Consider the following 17,374-nt stretch of genomic DNA (forward strand, 5'->3'; position numbering starts at 1 on the left):
GCTCGGCGAACCATTGAATTGTTATTTGCTATGCATGAATGCGGACGCGGCGCATCTGGTCGCGCGCTCTCGAATAGCGCTCACCTGCGCTCGATGTCCTTCAGGAAATCGGATACGCGGCCAAGTCCTAGTTGCAGCACATCCAGCGGATTGGCGAAGCCGATCCGCACATAACCCTCCATTTCGAACGCGCTGCCCGGCGTGAACATGACGCCGGTTGCTTCGATCAACGAAGTACAGAATTCAGTCGATGATATGTCGACGTCGAACTTGAGCAGACAAACAGTCGCGGCTTTCGGCTTGACGTACGAGACCAGCGGCTCTTGTCGGACCCATGCATCGAGCGTCGCCAGATTGGTCCGCGTGATCGCGTGATTGCGATCGAGGATTTTGTCCTTTGATTCCAGCGCGATCGACGCCAGATGATCGTCGATCATCCCTACGCTGATGGTGTTGTAGTCGCGATGAATGCAGACCGCGCGAATCAGTTCGACCGGCCCGGCAATCCAGCCCAGCCGCAACCCGGCGAGCGACCACGTCTTCGACATGCTGCCCGTGCTGATGCCACGTTCATAAAGGTCCGCAACAGACGCTGTAAAACCTGAACCCTCCTGATCTGTTCCCCGATAAACCTCATCGCACAAAAGATACGCGCCGCACGATTGCGCGATGGCGACGACCTCTCTAAGGAAAGCTTCGTCCATCAAGGAACCCGTAGGATTGTTCGGATTGTTGATGGCGATCAGCTTCGTCTTCTGGCTTGCGAGTTGGCGTAGTTCATCCAGGTCCGGAAGAAAACTGTTCTCCTCCCGCAGCGTCATGGTGTGCAGATCGGCGCCATAACTTTCGGGAATCGAATAGTGCTGCTGATACGTTGGCAACACGGCAATCACACGATCACCGGGTTCGATCAACGTTTCATAGACGAGCGCATTCCCGCCTATAGCACCATGCGTGACCAGGATGTTCTTCGGCGTCTGCCGGTCGTATAGCGAAGCAATGTTCGCGCGCAGCCGCTCCGATCCTTCGATTGCGCCATAAGTCAGCTTCATGGGACGCAACTCGTCCATGATGCTGTCCTGCTTGCCGGTCAGTGTCAGCAGTTGATCGACGGTCAGCGATTCAACGCACGTCTCGGCGAGGTTGTAGCGCGCCTCATGCTCGTAGCGGTCCATCCAGCGTTCGACCAGAAAGTCCTTGATCTTCATTCAAATCTCCGCGAGTCCAGTTCACTCGACGATACCCTGATTCCACGTCCAAAAATATCACGCGGCTCGGGCAGGTGAAACCGTTTGCTTGAAACGCGTCATGAAGCGACGCAGGAACGCCCGTTGCGTGATCTTTCTCACGGCATTAAAACTCTACGGGAGCTCATCGTGAACAAGGACAAGATGGACGGCGTCAAAGAGCAGGTTAAGGGCGTGGTGAATCTCGGCATCGGAAAACTTACCGGCAACGAAGATCGAGCATTGCAAGGCGAGGTTGAAATTACCAACGGCTCGAACAAAAAGGACAAGGCGGACTTCGAGGACAACGTTGAAAAGGGCGCCGTCGATCCCGACAACCCATCGAACGTATAAGGCACGCGCACTTCCGGCACGCAATCTCTTATGACACACTCGCGGTTTGCTTAACGCCACCGCGACGTCAGGAGATTTTTTCGTGAATCCAAGTTTGTTGATCAGCAACGTTCGCATGGCGGACGGCACGTCCGTTGATATCGCGATTACTGCTGGACGTATCGATGCAATCGGCGCAAATCTTCCGCGCGATACCAATACGGTAGTTGAAGACGGCGCGAACGCGCTGGTGCTTCCCGGGTTCGTTGAAGGCCATACGCATCTGGACAAAACGAACTGGGGTTTGCCGTGGTATCGAAACGATGTCGGCCCCAAGCTTGTCGATCGCATTGAAAACGAACGCGCGTGGCGCGCGAGTTCGGGACACGATGCAGGCGCGCAATCGCTCGCGCTCGCCCGCGCGTTCGTCGCGGCAGGAACGACGCGTATAAGGACGCACGTCGACATAGACACGGACGCCGGCCTCAAACATCTAAAGGGCGTTCTCGCGACCCGCGAAACGCTCGCTAATATTGTGGACATCCAGATCGTGGCGTTCCCTCAATCGGGCATGCTGCGCCGCGCCGGAACCAGTTCGCTCCTAAGCGATGCGCTCGAATCAGGTGCCGACGTGCTCGGCGCGCTCGATCCTGCGCTTATCGACCAGGACCCGGTCCAGTCGCTCGACACGACGTTCGAGATTGCGGATCGGCATCAGAAGCCTATCGATATCCACCTCCACGAGCCCGGCGAAATCGGCGCGTTCACGATCAAGCTTCTGCTCGATCGTGTCGAAGCGCTCGGCATGCAGGGACGCGTTGTGATCAGTCATGCGTTCTGCCTAGGCATGCTGCCGGATCGTGAACGCGATGTGTTGCTCGCACGAATCGCCAAGCTCGACGTGGCGCTTCTGACAACCGCGCCGCCATCGGTGCCGGTGCCGTCGCTTCGCGCTTGCATCGAATCGGGCGTGACGCTCTTTGCAGGCAACGACGGCATACGCGATACATGGACGCCTTTTGGTTCGCCGGACATGCTTGAACGCGCGATGTTCCTCGCCATGCGCCACGACCTGCGCCGCGACGACGACTTGGCGCTGGCGTTCGATTGCGTCAGCACGCTCGGCGCACACGCGTGCGGTTTCACGGACTACGGATTGCGTGCGGGCGCGCGCGCGGATCTTGTTCTCGTCGATGCGGCAACTGTCGCTCACGCGGTCGTGGCGCGGCCGGTGCGGAAGGTGGTTGTATCGAACGGCAGAGTGGTTGCCCGCAACGGTGCAATGCTCGCCTGAAAACGCCGGGCCGGACGCTTCCCGTACGAGCTAAGATATCAGCGAGCGCCGGTCCAAACGGACTGGTTTCCTGCGTGATCTCTTCAATGGGAGAACAAGATGGCAGCCAAGAAGATTCTTTTTCTGACCGGTGATTTTGCAGAAGACTACGAAACAATGGTGCCTTTCCAGGCGCTGCAGATGGTCGGTCACACCGTGCATGCAGTTTGCCCCGGCAAGAAAAGCGGAGACACGATCAAGACCGCAATTCACGACTTTGAAGGCGATCAGACTTATACGGAGAAACCCGGACATTTGTTTGCGTTGAACGCGAGTTTCGATGACACGAATCCCGCCAGTTACGACGCGTTGATGATCGCCGGCGGTCGTGCACCCGAATATTTGCGCTTGAACGATCGCGTGATTGAAATTGTCCGGCATTTCGCCGATGCCCAAAAGCCGATTGCCGCCGTGTGCCATGGAGCGCAACTGCTGGCCGCCGCGGACGTGATTCGGGGCAAGCGCATATCGGCTTATCCGGCCTGCGCACCGGAAGTCCGGCTTGCGGGAGGCGAGTATGCGGATATCCCGGTGGATAGCGCGGTGACAGACGGCAACTTCATCACTGCGCCGGCGTGGCCTGCGCATCCGCAATGGCTTGCGCAATTTCTGGCGCGCCTTGGAACGGAGATCAAGCTTTAGGCATCAATACAAAGTCAGCAAAAACGGCAGGCTTTAAGCTGATCAATTCGTTCCGGATTTCTGTTGGAAAAAACAAGATTTAGTCGCGCGGTCAGGCAAGAACACTGACCGCGCGCCATCACTCCCTCACTCCAGTTTCGCCTGCAACTCAGCAGCCCCGCCGCGCTTATAAAGTGCCAGCGTCGCCACGAACCCGCACACCGCGGCAAAAATAAGCCAGTAAGCGGGCGCGGCTTTATCGCCGGTTGCCTGGATCAGGTACGTCGATACCGCCGGCGTAAAGCCGCCAAAAATCGCCGTCGCCAGACTGAACGCCAGCGAGAAACCCGCCACGCGAACATTGACCGGCATGACTTCGGTGAGCGCTGCGACCATCGCACCGTTGTATCCGCCGAAGAAGAACGAAAAGTACAGCAGCACGCCGAGCATGCGCAGGAAACTCGGATCATGCGCGAGCCACGAAAGCGCCGGGTAAGCCGTGATGATCGCCAGCGCCGATACAAACAACAGCACCGGTTTGCGTCCAATACGATCCGAAATCGCGCCGCCGATCGGCAGCCAGATAAAGTTCGATACACCCACGAACAGCGTCACGATCAAACTGTCCGACGTGCTCAGGTGCAGCACGGCGCGCCCGAATGTCGGCGTATAAACGGTGATCAGATAAAACGTGGTGGTGGTCATCGCGACCATCAGCATGCCTGCAATGACAGTCTTCCAGTTCGTGAGCATCGAGCGGAAAACTTCGGAGGTTGCCGGATGATGCCGGCGCGCCTGGAACTCGGCGGTTTCCTGCAGCGAGCGGCGCAGAATATATAGAAACGGCACGATCATGCAGCCGATAAAAAACGGCACGCGCCATCCCCAACCGGCAATCTGCGTCGGCGAAAGCCAGCTGTTCAACGCGTAACCGAGCGCGGCCGCAACCACGATCGCGACTTGCTGGCTGGCAGACTGCCATGACGTATAAAAGCCTTTCCTGCCGGGCGTCGCCATTTCCGCAAGATAAACCGACACGCCACCAAGTTCGGCGCCCGCCGAGAATCCCTGCAGCAAACGCCCGATCAGCACGAGCGCCGGCGCCAGCAAGCCAATGGTCGCAAATCCCGGAACGCACGCAATGAGAATGGTGCCGCTCGCCATGATGGAGAGCGTGACGATCAGCCCGCGCCGCCGGCCGACTTTATCGATGTACGCGCCCAGCACGATCGCGCCCAACGGACGCATTAGGAATCCAGCGCCGAACACGGCGAACGTCTGCATCAGCGACGCAAATTCGCTGGCGGCCGGAAAGAACGTCTTGGCAATATAGGTTGCGTAAAAACCGAACAGGAAAAAATCGAATTGCTCGAGAAAGTTGCCGCTGGTGACGCGCAGAACTGCGCCCAGCTTCGAGACGCTCGGCGCGGTCGCGCCCAACGCCTGCGGTTGAAATTCGTTACCGGTTGCCATGTCGTCTCCTGGATTTTTTTATTGCCACGCCGGCCATGATAGGCTCGACGGGCCCCGTTTTGCATTAATCGTCGACCAGCAGTTTACTCGGCTGGCGTTTTTCCACGGCCCATTTCAGCAGTGCTGCGCTGCGATATATCCCGTGTGCGAATTTGCCATACGGCAGCGTCAGGAACAATGCCATCACAATGCCGAGATGAACGGCCAGTATCAGCGCCATCATGGATGTATCGCGCAGGATCAACAGTGCGAGACCGCTCGCGCTGGTCAACAACAGCAACGCGATAAACCCACGGTCCATCGGTTTTTGCGCGGTATCGCCGTGTTGCGGATGACGCCTTAGATTCAGCCACAACAAACCCGCGGGACCGACGAGCAAACCAAGACCGCCAACCGATCCGAGCACGACCGGCAAGCTGGTGAGCGCGTAAGGCGCTTCGAGCTTGAGCACATAGTGATACAGCGTCGCCACGCATGTCGATGCAAAACACAGCATGAAACCGTAAAACGTCAGATGATGAAAGCGCCGGCGTGCGAGTGAAAACGCGTCATCGGCGTTATTGCAGCCTTCTCCGTGGCCGCCGCCGAGATAGCGCAGGCTGAGTACATCGTGCGTTGCCTCTCCGATCGCCTCCGCCGACATCGCGCCCGGATCTTCATTGCGCCAGAAACGCCGGACGCCGACGCCGAGCGCGATCATCGCGAAGACGAATACGATGCCGAACAGCAACGCGAGCGTGTTGTGCGGGAACACCGCGTAGAAATTCCCGGCGAGCGGCGGCAATATCAAAGCGCCTTTCAGCGCTATCGTCGAGATCAGAAAAAGCGCCAGACCAGCCGCGAGCGCAAGCGCGAGCGTCAGGCCGTTGCGTTTGTACAGCGCGCCAAAACCCGCTGGCCACGCATAGTCCACGTAGGTCTGCAAACGCACTTCGGCCATCGCTTTGGGAACGTTCACACCGAACTCGTGCGGCGGCGCGTATTGGCACGCGTGCAGACATGCGCCGCAGTTGTGACAAAGATTTGAAAGGAAATGCACGTCGGCGCGGCCGAATTCGAGCCGGCGAGTCATGGCAGGGAACACGGCGCAAAAGCCCTCGCAATAGCGGCACGCATTGCAGATCTGCATGATGCGGCTGACTTCGCCTTCGGCGGCGGACATCGGTTTTGCAAACGTAATGGGGACTTCGTTCAATGCAAGCGCGCTGGCTTCGCGCGTCAGGTTTTCAAGCGTCTGCATGACTGGCTTCCTTCAGTTTCAAAGCCGCCTGCGCAGCCTGAGTTCCGGCAATCCGCCCGAACGCCGTTCCGATCGCCATCCCGACGCCGGCCGTATATCCCTTTCCAAGCACATTGCCCGCCATCATCTCGCCGGCAACATACAGGTTCGGGCTCGGCTTGCCGCCGAAATGAACGGCGGATTTATCGTTCACCTTGAGCCCGAGGTACGTGAACGTGATTCCCGGACGAAGCGCGAAGGCATAAAAAGGTGGTTTATCGATAGGCTGCGCCCAATGCGTCTTCGCCGGCGTCAGACCTTCGGTGTGGCAATCGTCGAGGACGGCGTGGTCGAAGGTTCCGACACGGCACGCGGCGTTATAGGTCTGGATCGTATCGATGAATTTTGCTGCATCGAGGTCCATGGCGCGCGCGAGTTCGCCGAGCGTATTTGCTTTCGTGCCCGGAAACACGGGCGGCATGAAGCGGCCGATCGCTTTTGAATCGATGATCGAATAACCGATCTGTCCCGGCTGATGCGCAACGAGGCGGCCCCAGATTGCATAACGCTTCGGCCAGAAGTCCTCGCCTTCGTCGTAGAAACGCTCTGCGTTGCGGTTCAGCATCACACCCAGCGACACACAATCCACGCGCGTGCAAATGCCGCCGTCATAAAGTGGCGCGCGGGCATCGATGGCAACGCAATGCGATTGCGACGGATCGCCAATGGAATCCGCGCCGGCGTCGATCATGAATTTGAGCAGCACGCCCATGTTAAAACGCGTGCCGCGAATCAGGAAATTGTCGGCGACCCACTCGCCGTTGATTTGGCCCCACGCTTCGCGCAACCATTCCCGGTTGGATTCAAAGCCGCCCGCTGCGAGCACGCACGCGCGTGCTTCAATGCGTTCGTTTCCAATACGCGCCGCGACGAAACGGTCTCCATCCAGTTCGATGGAATCGACCGGCGCGTTGTATCGAACCTTTACGCCGAGTGCTTCCGCGCTGCGGAAATACGCGTTGACGAGCGCCTTGCCGCCGCCCATGAAAAACGCGTTGGTGCGCGCGACATGCAGCGCGCCCGATAACGGCGGCTGGAAATGCACGCCGTGTTTGCGCATCCAGTCGCGGCATGTCGATGATTCGCGGATAGCGAAGCGAGCAAGCGGTTCATTCGTGATACCGCCCGTGACCTTGAGCAAGTCCTGCCAGTATTCTTCCTCCGGATAAGCATCGATCAGCACGTCCTGCGGTCCGTCGTGCATGCAGCGCAAATTGCGCGTGTGCTGCGAATTCCCGCCGCGCCACTCACGCGGCGCCGCTTCCAGCAGCATCACGGACGCGCCCGCTTCGCGCGCCATCAATGCAGCGCACAAAGCCGCGTTGCCGCCGCCGATCACCAATACGTCGACCATTGTGATGTCTCCTCCAATCCCGCGAGTGTAGGACGTGCGGTGTTCGGCCGCCAGCAGGCGGCAGACAACGGGTCTTCACGATTCGTGAAGAGGCGGCAAGGTCGCGCCCGTCCACTTGCCGGTTGTGACGAGCGTGCGCGCGACATCGGCGAGAACTACGCGGGCCGCGAGACCGGCCGGCGAGAGTTCATCGTCGGAGAGACTCACGAGCTGGTTCGGACGCACCATGTAGCGATCGCTTACGGGCAGCGCGCGGAACAACGAAAGGTCGCGGCGTGCGAGCGCTGCGCCCGGCTGGATAGTTACGCCGAGGCCGCCGCCGACTGCATCCATGAGCATTGCGAGGCCATCGATTTCAGCCACGATATTCGGTTCGATGCTCGCGCGCGCAAACGCGGTATCGAGCAGCGAGCGAAGGCCGTGTGGTCCGCTTGGAAGGATCATCGGCAATCTCGCGATGTTTGCGAGCTTTGTAGTCTTGCTCTTCGGCATTGGTTCGAAACCGGCCGATGCGATCATGTACAGGCGTTCATCGAGCAAAGGCGTGGCGCTGAAGCGCTTGATGTTGTCGCTCTGGAAGAGGATCGCAAGGTCGATCTGGCGTGCGTTCAGCATGCCCGTCAAATGACCCGACAGGCTTTCGACCAGTCGCAGGCGGACATCGGGATAACGCTCGCGCATGGCGCGCATGAATGCAAGACCGAGCATGCCCGTGGTGCTCGGCGCCATGCCGACGCTGACATGACCCGAAAGGCGCGCGTGTTGCGCGGCGTGGGCGGCGTCATCGACATGACGAAGCGCCAGTTGCGCCTGGCGCCAGAACGCGAGACCCGCATCGGTAGGAACCACGCCGTTCGCGGTGCGCTGCAAAAGACGCGTGGACAGCTCGCTTTCGAGCCGGCTGATCTGCTGGCTGAGTGTCGATGTCACCACGCCGAGTTCCATGGCCGCGCGGCCCATGCTGCCATGTTCAATGACACGGACGAAGTAACGAAGCTGGCGCAGTTCCAAAGGGTCTCCTTGCAGATCCGTTTTTGATATCCGCGCATTATCGCCGGGAACCGCTAGTTCAACTCGTGCGAAACGGCCTGGGCCGAAGCTCCGTAGTGCCCGCGTGCAGCCGTTCGTACTCCGCGATCATCTGCGCGCCGAACAGCAGCAATGTGGCGAGCGCTTCGAGGCTGAACAGCACGACAATCGACGTTGTCAGCGACCCGTAGACCACGCTCACTTGCGAGAGCGTGGCGAAATACCAGACGAGCACATGACGCGTGACTTCCCACAATAACGCGGCGGCGACCGCGCCGAAAAGCGCGTGCCTGAAGCGCGGACGTCCCACCGGAATCACCATGTAAATGGATGTCAGCACGAATACCTCGCCTGCGAAACCGAACAGATAAAGCAGCACGCGCGATGTCCCGCTGAGTGACACTTCGATGCCGAATATATCCACGCTATGCGCGCCCACCGCCTGCAATCCTGTCGAAACGAGCGTGACGAGCAACACGCCCGCGCCGAGCGACAAGCTGTAGCAATACGGCAGCAGCGCGGATATCAGGAAGTGCCGCCGGCGGATCGCGACGCGGTGCACGAAGATCACGGACATCGCGTTTTCGAGCACCGTGAAAGCGAGCGAGCTGAAAAAGACCATCGTACAAAGCAGCACCCAGCCAATCACCGTTCGATGCGAGAGAAAGTTGGCAAGCTCCTTGACGATGGCTTTCGCCTGTCCCGGCACGAGCCATTCGAGCAGATGAGAAAGGGTATCGAGCAACACGTGCCGGTCGAATACATGCGACAACGCGATCACGACAAGGATCAGTAGCGGAACGATGGAAAGCAGCGCGTAATACGCCACCGCTCCCGCGAGCAACATACCCTGGTTCGCGCGAAAAGCCTTGAGTACCTGCAGCGCGAACGCGCCGGGATGATCGGCGATGGTTCGCAGCGTGCGGTAGCGGATCAGTCGCATATGCCCTCCGAAATGCCGCCTGCCGCGCGATCGATATGCATACGTGATCCGCGGATTCTAAGAACGGATGCGCAAGTCCTGCCAGTCGATCACGTTTTATGCGCTTTCAGCAGCAAGTTCACTTCGATACCGCCGCGCCGGATGCGCCTGGTTGCGGCCCCTTCCCGGCTTGTTGCCGCGCGGTTTCCTCTTTTTTCAGGGTCGCGGGGTCCGTGCCATATTGAGTGGCAGCACCTCCGCCGCCCTTCGCGCCTGAGCGCCCGTTGCCGGTGTCACTGCTGCTCGAATGTGTCGCAGGCGGCGCGCCGCCGGTGCTGGTTCCTTGTGCAAACGCGCTGCCGGCCATGCAGATGACAAGCGTCAGCGCGCAAGCAGTTTTGCCTATATGTCTCAAGGTAAGTCTCCGGTTTTTCAATCATTCAATCGATGTGTAAGCAGGGTCCGCAAAGATCGAACCCGGAACGTCCATTGCTCGCTTTCAAGTGCTGTACAGGTGATTTACAACAACCGGAGATTAATCATGTTGGCTAAGTGGATCAGATGGATTGGAGTGGCCACGCTGGTATTTGCATGCGTGGCATGTTCGAAGGGCGGCGATTCAGGAATCTCTACTCCCGCGCCCGGAGGTAGTGCGGCGGCATCTGCGCCGGGGGCAAGTTCGTGAGCACTGCGGGAAACTCGACCGCGGCTTGAACGGGTTGATCGATACGTGTTCTGCGTATCGATAAACCGCCGATCTTTCAATTCATGAACACGTTTTCTGGCCTCTACAACTAGTGTACCGAGCGCCGCTATTGCAAATTGACACTGATATTTTTTTACGATTAAACTTCGCGCAATGCTTGCCGATAACAAGTAAACGAACTCCCGTTTGCTCGGCTCAATCCAGCATCCAGTACAGAAAGCAGCTGATCGTTCTCGATTACGCGATTGAAAGTCGCGTGGCTTCGGTTCGTCCGTTTATTTGAGTTGCCGAAAATTGATCTTTGCATGTCTTGCGAGTTTTTCTCGAGAGCGAAGTATCGATTTGCATTGCATGCAGTCTTTCGAGATATGTCGTTCTCTTCCAATGTTCCACCTGCATTTGCAGCCGGAATTAAGCACCAGCTTCATTTTATTCAACTCGATTTTCACAGTACGAACATCTAACGGTGTTGTAGTGGCATTTCTTTAAGCTGTCCTGCGCCAGATGCAAGTGTGCTGTCGACTCAAACTGCAGCTCTATAAGAATATAGATTCAATATTGTATGAAGAATTGCGCGACAGGCTGAGCGGGTTTTCAAGTTGTCGTGATAGGCAAGTGTCGGTATTCGCGGAAAAACGTTTTATTGAAAACACAGGACTCCGCGGGTTTCGTGCGGGGGATTTTCATCGTTTCCGCATCATATAAATAATGATTAAACTCAATCGGGTACAGTTGGTGTCCATGGTCAGCGGCGCAATTCTCAGCGTCAGCGCATGCGGAGGCGGTGGCGGCAGCTCGGATTCAGGCGCCGTGGCAGGGCTCAGCAACTCGTCAGGGTCCGCTGGTAACGCGGGAAGTGCGTCCGGATCTTCCGCAACCGCGCCGGTCGGCGCGAGCGGCGCAGCGGGATCTCCAGCGTCGTCCGCGGGTGCAACTTCTCCCGCCAGTGGCTCGAATGTCGTTGGCAGTGCGCCGCCGGTAACGATACCGGTGGTGCCGCCATCCAATGCTGGCACCACCTCGTCCGGCGCCGTCATCATGCCGCTGGAAGTGATGAGTGCGGGAAGCGGAAAGATCATCGCGGCCACTGTGCCCGTTCCAGCCGGTGCATCGGCCAGGACGCTTACCATGCGCGTGAATAATCTTTCGTACGACGCCAAGGGCTCGGTTCAGGTGAACGGCGGAAACTGGATCGACCTCACGAACGCAAACGTGACCGTGTTGGGGAACGCAAAATTATACGGCGGCATTGGCGGCGGTTATGACACCATTAGCTTGAACGTCCCTATATCCGGCGCAATCAACGGCAGTAATATCGTCAATTTCCGCTTCAACTCAACCGATGGCGTGAGTTCGGGATATCGGGTTCTATCGTTTAACTTTCTCGATGCGTCGGGCAATGCATTGATTGCCGACAGCAGTTTCGCGCAAGACGATCCGACCCAATGGACAGCGCCGCTTTCGAGCAATGCGGACATTAGCGCGGGCGCGACATTATGGCAAAGCGCTACGTTGATCGATTCACCCATCAATGCCGGCCAGATCAAGGCACATTGCATGGATTGTCATAGCGCGAGCGGAAGCGATTTATTCAAGTTCAACTACTCGAACAATTCAATCGTCGTTCGAAGCCAGTATCACGGGCTCTCGGAAAACCAGGGCTTGCAGATCGCCAGCTATATCAGAAGTCTCGCGAACCGTTATCCCACGCCGGGCCCGAAATGCCGGCCATGGAATCCGCCTTATCAACCGGGTCCAGGTCTCGATAGCGCGCCGGTAAGCGACTGGACATGCGGCGCGGGTATCGACGCGGTATCGGAAAACGATCTCGATACATTGGCAACGGTATTTCCGAATGGAGTGGACAAGGCCGCGATTGCAACCCGAGGCCAGATCAATCTTCGGGAAATCCCGATTGGCTTTCAATTGCCGGACTGGAATCACTGGGTCCCGCATATTCATCCGAAAGACGCATGGGGTGACTATTTTACGAACAGCAACTTAAATAAGGAGTACGCGGGCGAGGGTACGGGCACGGCGACCTACAATATGCGCACCCAGCTCGCCAATGGCGGCACCAACTACGCTCAAGGCCGAACCGGCGATATCTTCGGCGACCTGTATTACTGGGGCGTTGAATTCGGTGAGCGATTCGCGCCGCCGAACGAAGGCGTGAATGGCAGCTATACGATTGCGCAGCAGAAGAACCTGTACGGCACCGTGCAGTGGCAACTGATGAAATCGTGGGAAATTGCCCAGGACTTTTCACTGGAAACCAATTGCCCCGTGGCCTGGGTCAATGAAGAAAATGCGCCCAAGGCGGAGAGGCGCGGCTGGTGCGGATACTGGCGCTTTATTTTCAACGTATCGCCGCATATTCAGGGCTTCCCGGTTGCCAACAGCATGTTCGGCAGTCCGGTCGCGCATTACGTGAAGGCGAACCAGTGGTATTACCTGCAGATCCTGCTGAACCCGGGTTCGGGCGCGCACAACGTGCATTTGCCGACTGACTGGCAATACGCGTATGGCCTGCTCAACAACCTGTACCAAAGCAGCGGCCGGCCCGAGCCGATCCGCAACTTCCTGTACGTGCTGAAAGGCGCGCAGGAAATGGACAACGGTGTAGGCGTAACCGATGTCACGCGCGGCTGGACCATTCGCGACAGCAGTCCGCTGGACGTCTGGAATGGCGGCCGGACCGGCGTCTGGAAAGGTACGGACCCTGCAACGGAGCAAGCGGTCGTTAATGCGTTCTTGTCGAACTGGATGGACACCACAACGAGTTTCGATATCAACACGTGGCAGCGCGAAGGCCAGCCCAATGCGGTTCCTGGCGAGACGACTTGCGGCTGGGCCATGCGCAGCCTGTGCGAGATCGGCTATGTTCACGGGACGGTATCGGGCGGCACGGTCGAGAACTTCCCGACGTGGACGTGGAACCAGATTCCGCTGATGCAAGGCGAGGGGATCGACAGGACACAGGTGAACCGGTTGTCGACGTGGCTGAACACCGCGTATCCGAGCGGCAATTACCTGAGTTTGCTCAGGTAAGCGGTTATAGGAACGGACAAAAGATGCGAGGCTGCCGGAATGACCGGGGCCTCGTTTTTTTCGTAGTGAGCGTTACGCTCGCTGCCGCCGCAGGTGGGTTGTATTGCCAACGACTTCCGCCGTGATCCAGTCAGCGCGCCGCCTCGGCGCTTGAACGCCATTCCCAGATCATCGCGATCAGGAACGCGGATGCACACACGAGCAGCACGAAAATCAGCGCAACCGGCGCGATTGCATGCATCAGCGCGCCCGTGATGATCGGACCGCCAAAACTCGCAATGCTCCACGATGCACCCACCAGCGAGCTTGCCGACACGAGCGCCGCACCGCGAAAGCGTTCGCCGCAAGCCACGAGCGACAGCGTATAGATGCTCCCTGCGGCCGCGCCGATGACGAACAAAAGCGGCCAGCACAGCCACGGATTCGACACCGCCCAGGGCAGCAAGGGCAATAAGCCGATGACAACCAGCGCGGCGCCCATATGCACGCGCACGCGTCCCAGCCGGTCGGCGAGCCAGCCAATCGGAAATTGCATGAGCGTATCGCCGAGCAAGACTGCCGAGCCGAATAGCAGCGCGAGATTTTCCGGGACACCCTTCGACATGGCGAACAACGGCATGAGCGACAACGCGAGCGTATCGAAGAGCGCGAAGAATGCCGTTCCAACCAGGATGGCCGGCATCAGCGGAAAGACATCGCGCCAGACACCGCTGCGCTTTTCGGCGGCGTGAGCTTCGCCACTCGATGCATGCACGGGCGGTCCGCCACGCACGAGCGCGAGCGCCGGCAATGCAAACAAAAACACCGCGCCGCATACGATGAAGCGCGTCGCGTGCCATTCGCCGATGACGCCCACCATGACCGGGCCTGCCATCTGGAATGCGGTGAAATTGGTCGCATAGACTGCGACCAGACGGCCGCGGTTGCTATCGTCGGCGAGTTCGTTCACCCACGCTTCACCGATGGTGAAAAGCACCATGAGCGCCGCGCCGCTCACTACGCGCAGCACCGCCCAAAGCCATAAGTGCGCGGTGAATTGCATGAGCATGGTGGCGGCAGCAACGCTCAACGCCGCGCCCATGATGATCTGGCTCGCGCTGAACCGTCCGGTGATGCGGCCGACCACGGGAATTACGAGCAAGCCGCCGCCTGCCTGCATGGCCGTCATCAGTCCGACGACGTCGGTGCCATAGCCGGCGTTTGTCAACGCGAGTGCGGTAAGAGGCAGGGTCGCGCCAAGGCCGAGACCGACCACGGCGACGCTTAATATGAGCCCGAGGAAGTCGCGCGAGAGAATTATTTTCATTGACCGTCGTGCGGCGGTTTCGCGTTGATAGCCATTGGAAGTCACGCATCTTACCAAAGGGGTAAGCGAGTCTTTACTTGGTCTATAGCGGTCGTCGACACGGGCATTCGGCTGGAGGGAAGTAAAACCTCGGCGCACGCGATGCCAAACCGCGCGTGGCGAAGTTGTATAAGATCTTCAGTGCGCTCCCGTTGCGCGAGCATTCACGGTTTCGAAGAACCATCAGGATACTTCAATGGAAAAAACCGAACTCGCCGATGTCTATCGGGCATACATTGCGTGCTTGAACGACCAGGACTGGCAGCATCTCGGACAGTTCGTTCACGAAGATGCTTCCCATAACGGCAAGCGTTTCGGCCTGAACGGATATCGCGAGATGCTGGAAAGAGATTTCGAGCAAATCCCCGACCTTCATTTCAACATTCAATTGCTGGTCGCCGACCCGCCTTTCATAGCGAGCCGGTTAGCCTTTGCATGTACTCCGAAGGGTTCGTTCCTCGGTCTTCCGGTGAACGGCAAGGCGGTATCGTTCACCGAGAACGTCTTCTATCAATTTAACGAAGGGAAGATCGTGGAGGTCTGGTCGGTGATCGACCGGGCGGCAATCGAAACGCAGCTAAAGCCTTAGAGCCCTTAAGCCGCGAGATAACCGCCATCCACGGGCACGATCGCCGCGGTCATGAACGACGCCGCCGGCGTGCATAAAAACGCGACGACTTGCGCCACTTCGTCAGGGCCGCCCCAGCGTTTCATTGGCGTGCGCTCCAGGATTGTCTGCGAGCGGCCGGCATCTTCCTGCAGCGCCTGCGTCAAGGGCGTGGCAATCCAGCCCGGCGCCACGGCATTCACGCGGATCCCGTCGGCGGCGTAGGCAATGGCGAGCGACTTCGTCAATTGCGAAATTGCGCCCTTGCTTGCGCTGTAGGCCGGCACCAGTCCGCCGCCGAAAAAACTCAACATGGATGCCGTATTCACAATGCATCCCGACGATGCCTTGAGCAACTCGCGCGCACCAGAACAGACGCGCATGGTGCCATTCAAGTTGATATCGACGACGTCCTCGAACACATCGACTTCATGTTCGGCGCCACGTCGGATCACGCCCGCGCAGTTCACGACAATATCGAGCCGATCGAATTCCTTCAGCACGGCATTGACGTTCGCGGTCGAGCGCACGTCGAGCGTGACCTTTCGCACCGCAGCGTCCAGTACGTCAGGCGTTTCTGTTGCAAGCGGCAAGCCGGCAGCCACCACATGCGCGCCGAGCTGCGACAGATGATTCGCGATTGCCGCGCCAATGCCGCTCAGGCCACCGGTGACGAGCGCCACCTTGCCTTCGAGCAGGTTATCCTTGAAAGTCATGTCCAGTCCTGAGAGTAAAAATTACGACGGCTGTGTTTCTATCGCAGCGGGCAGCGTCTCAGGCGCGACCTCTTTGACCACGAACAAATACACGAGCGCGGCGGCGAAGGCGACGGCTGCGCTAATCAACAGCGCGTTGACGAACGAATGCGTCTGGTCGACCACGATGCCGGTGATGATCGGCGCGAAAGAACCGCCGAGATATCCACCAAAGTTTTGCATGCTGCCAAGTGACGCCACCAGATGACGGGGCGCGGCGACGCTGACGAGCGCCCATGCGGTGCCGCTCGACATATTGACGAAGAACATTGCGAACGAGATATAGACAATGGCAAGCGTGGTGCTCGGCGTGTAGGCGGCGGGCACTGTGAACGCGGCGGCGCCCACGAGCCCGATGCACAGCGGCCACTTGCGGCTGCGAATAGGCGCCATGCCGCGCTTGAGCAAATGGTCTGCAATATAACCGCTCGACACCATGCCGATAGTGCCGAAAACATAAGGTATGGATACAAGCCAGCCTGTATGCGCAATGCTCAAGTGACGTTCGTTTTCGAGGTATCCGGGCAACCACGTGAGATACAGCCACACCATATAAATCACGCCCATGAAGCCGAACACCATGCCCCACGTATTGCGCAATTTGAACAGGTTGCCCCATTCGGCAAGACTCACACCCTTCGCGCGCGGCTCGACCTTATGGTCCGATTCCAGATAAGCGATCTCCGATTCGTCGAGCGCTACTTCATCGCGGTTCCGGTATTGCACGTACCAGCCAATCGATACCAGAATGCCGAGCGCACCCATGATGATGAACATGGTTCGCCATCCGAATGAAAGCATCAGCACGGTCAGCAGCGGTGGCGCGATCATCGGCGCAATGGTCGATGAAGCAACGAACGTCCCGGTCGGCCGCCCGCGCTCGTGCACGGCGAACCACTCGTTGACCACCTTCGCACCCGCTGGAAACAAGGGCGCTTCCGATATCCCCAGAACAATCCGCGCAAAGAGAAAATGATTGAGCGTCTGAATGAAGCCGCCTGCGAGTTGCGCGACCGACCATACCAGCATGCCAAGTCCGAGCATCGCGCGCGAACCGAATCGATCGAGCAGAGCGCCTACAGGAAGCTGCGCGAATGCGTACGCGAGCGAAAACGCCGACAACAGCAAGCCCATTTGCGAAGCCGAGAGATGCAGCTCCTGGCTCACTGAATGATTCGCGATGGAAAGCGTGGAACGGTCCAGATAATTGACAATACCTGCAATGGTCAGGAAGGTGACCGCTATGACTTGCGTGCGCTTGAGGCGCGAAGATTTTTGTAGCATGTGCTTGTCTCCTGCATGGATTTGTCGTGAGCAATGACTGCTTTCTTATTGGCGCT

At 58.5% G+C, this 17,374-nt stretch carries 16 protein-coding genes; 5 read left to right on the plus strand and 11 right to left on the minus strand.

Going from position 1 to position 17,374, the window contains the following annotated elements; all coding sequences use genetic code 11:
* Nucleotides 1–80: 80 nt before the first annotated feature.
* Nucleotides 81–1,208 carry an aminotransferase gene (locus tag ASG35_RS15670; protein ID WP_056359049.1) on the minus strand — a complete coding sequence of 376 codons (1,128 nt, stop codon included), beginning with the start codon at nt 1,206–1,208 and terminating at the stop codon, nt 81–83.
* Between the two features lie 168 nt (nt 1,209–1,376).
* Here ASG35_RS15670 and ASG35_RS15675 point away from each other — a divergent pair, with 168 nt between their 5' ends.
* The 3 genes from ASG35_RS15675 (at nt 1,377) to ASG35_RS15685 (ending at nt 3,534) form a co-directional block, all read left to right on the plus strand.
* On the plus strand, nt 1,377–1,580 hold the full coding sequence (locus ASG35_RS15675) for a CsbD family protein (protein ID WP_156393244.1): 204 nt from the start codon (nt 1,377–1,379) through the stop codon (nt 1,578–1,580).
* 82 nt (nt 1,581–1,662) lie between these two features.
* The gene (locus ASG35_RS15680) at nt 1,663–2,853 is read left to right on the plus strand and encodes an amidohydrolase family protein (RefSeq protein ID WP_156393188.1); all 1,191 of its coding nucleotides are present in this window, start codon (nt 1,663–1,665) and stop codon (nt 2,851–2,853) included.
* A gap of 99 nt (nt 2,854–2,952) precedes the next feature.
* A complete protein-coding gene (locus tag ASG35_RS15685; protein ID WP_056359050.1) occupies nt 2,953–3,534 on the plus strand; it encodes a DJ-1/PfpI family protein in 582 nt (193 codons plus the stop codon).
* Between the two features lie 126 nt (nt 3,535–3,660).
* Here ASG35_RS15685 and ASG35_RS15690 read toward each other — a convergent pair whose 3' ends face one another.
* From ASG35_RS15690 to ASG35_RS15720, 7 genes are all read right to left on the minus strand, one after another.
* Nucleotides 3,661–4,986, minus strand: coding sequence for an MFS transporter (locus ASG35_RS15690; RefSeq protein ID WP_056359051.1), 1,326 nt, complete (start codon nt 4,984–4,986; stop codon nt 3,661–3,663).
* Between the two features lie 64 nt (nt 4,987–5,050).
* On the minus strand, nt 5,051–6,226 hold the full coding sequence (gene tcuB, locus ASG35_RS15695; protein ID WP_056359052.1) for a tricarballylate utilization 4Fe-4S protein TcuB: 1,176 nt from the start codon (nt 6,224–6,226) through the stop codon (nt 5,051–5,053).
* Nucleotides 6,213–7,619: an FAD-dependent tricarballylate dehydrogenase TcuA gene (tcuA, locus tag ASG35_RS15700; RefSeq protein WP_056359053.1), complete on the minus strand. Its 1,407-nt coding sequence runs from the start codon at nt 7,617–7,619 to the stop codon at nt 6,213–6,215. Before tcuA ends, tcuB begins: the two co-directional genes overlap by 14 nt.
* Nucleotides 7,620–7,694: 75 nt before the next feature.
* The gene (locus ASG35_RS15705; RefSeq protein WP_056359058.1) at nt 7,695–8,630 is read right to left on the minus strand and encodes a LysR family transcriptional regulator; all 936 of its coding nucleotides are present in this window, start codon (nt 8,628–8,630) and stop codon (nt 7,695–7,697) included.
* 58 nt (nt 8,631–8,688) lie between these two features.
* Nucleotides 8,689–9,591 (minus strand): YihY/virulence factor BrkB family protein, encoded by a 903-nt coding sequence (locus ASG35_RS15710; RefSeq protein WP_056359060.1) that lies wholly within the window; start codon nt 9,589–9,591, stop codon nt 8,689–8,691.
* Between the two features lie 118 nt (nt 9,592–9,709).
* The gene (locus ASG35_RS15715; RefSeq protein ID WP_056359063.1) at nt 9,710–9,985 is read right to left on the minus strand and encodes a hypothetical protein; all 276 of its coding nucleotides are present in this window, start codon (nt 9,983–9,985) and stop codon (nt 9,710–9,712) included.
* 974 nt (nt 9,986–10,959) lie between these two features.
* Nucleotides 10,960–11,364, minus strand: a complete 405-nt coding sequence (locus ASG35_RS15720; protein ID WP_156393189.1) for a hypothetical protein — start codon at nt 11,362–11,364, stop codon at nt 10,960–10,962.
* 40 nt (nt 11,365–11,404) lie between these two features.
* Between ASG35_RS15720 and ASG35_RS15725 the strand changes: the two genes are divergently transcribed.
* Nucleotides 11,405–13,327, plus strand: coding sequence for a hypothetical protein (locus tag ASG35_RS15725; protein WP_056359069.1), 1,923 nt, complete (start codon nt 11,405–11,407; stop codon nt 13,325–13,327).
* Between the two features lie 130 nt (nt 13,328–13,457).
* Here the strand turns inward: ASG35_RS15725 and ASG35_RS15730 are convergent, their stop codons facing one another.
* Entirely contained in the window at nt 13,458–14,633 is a 1,176-nt protein-coding gene (locus tag ASG35_RS15730) for an MFS transporter (RefSeq protein WP_056359071.1), read from the minus strand.
* Nucleotides 14,634–14,868: 235 nt separating this feature from the next.
* Between ASG35_RS15730 and ASG35_RS15735 the strand changes: the two genes are divergently transcribed.
* A complete protein-coding gene (locus ASG35_RS15735; protein ID WP_056359075.1) occupies nt 14,869–15,261 on the plus strand; it encodes an ester cyclase in 393 nt (130 codons plus the stop codon).
* A 5-nt stretch (nt 15,262–15,266) separates the two neighbouring features.
* On the opposite strand, the gene ASG35_RS15740 is transcribed toward ASG35_RS15735, so the two are convergent.
* Together ASG35_RS15740 and ASG35_RS15745 are read right to left on the minus strand one after the other, a co-directional pair.
* A complete protein-coding gene (locus ASG35_RS15740) occupies nt 15,267–15,995 on the minus strand; it encodes an SDR family NAD(P)-dependent oxidoreductase (RefSeq protein ID WP_056359078.1) in 729 nt (242 codons plus the stop codon).
* A gap of 21 nt (nt 15,996–16,016) precedes the next feature.
* A complete protein-coding gene (locus tag ASG35_RS15745) occupies nt 16,017–17,318 on the minus strand; it encodes an MFS transporter (protein WP_056359081.1) in 1,302 nt (433 codons plus the stop codon).
* Nucleotides 17,319–17,374: the final 56 nt, after the last annotated feature.

This window comes from Burkholderia sp. Leaf177, from assembly GCF_001424345.1.
In the GTDB taxonomy this organism is placed as follows: domain Bacteria; phylum Pseudomonadota; class Gammaproteobacteria; order Burkholderiales; family Burkholderiaceae; genus Caballeronia.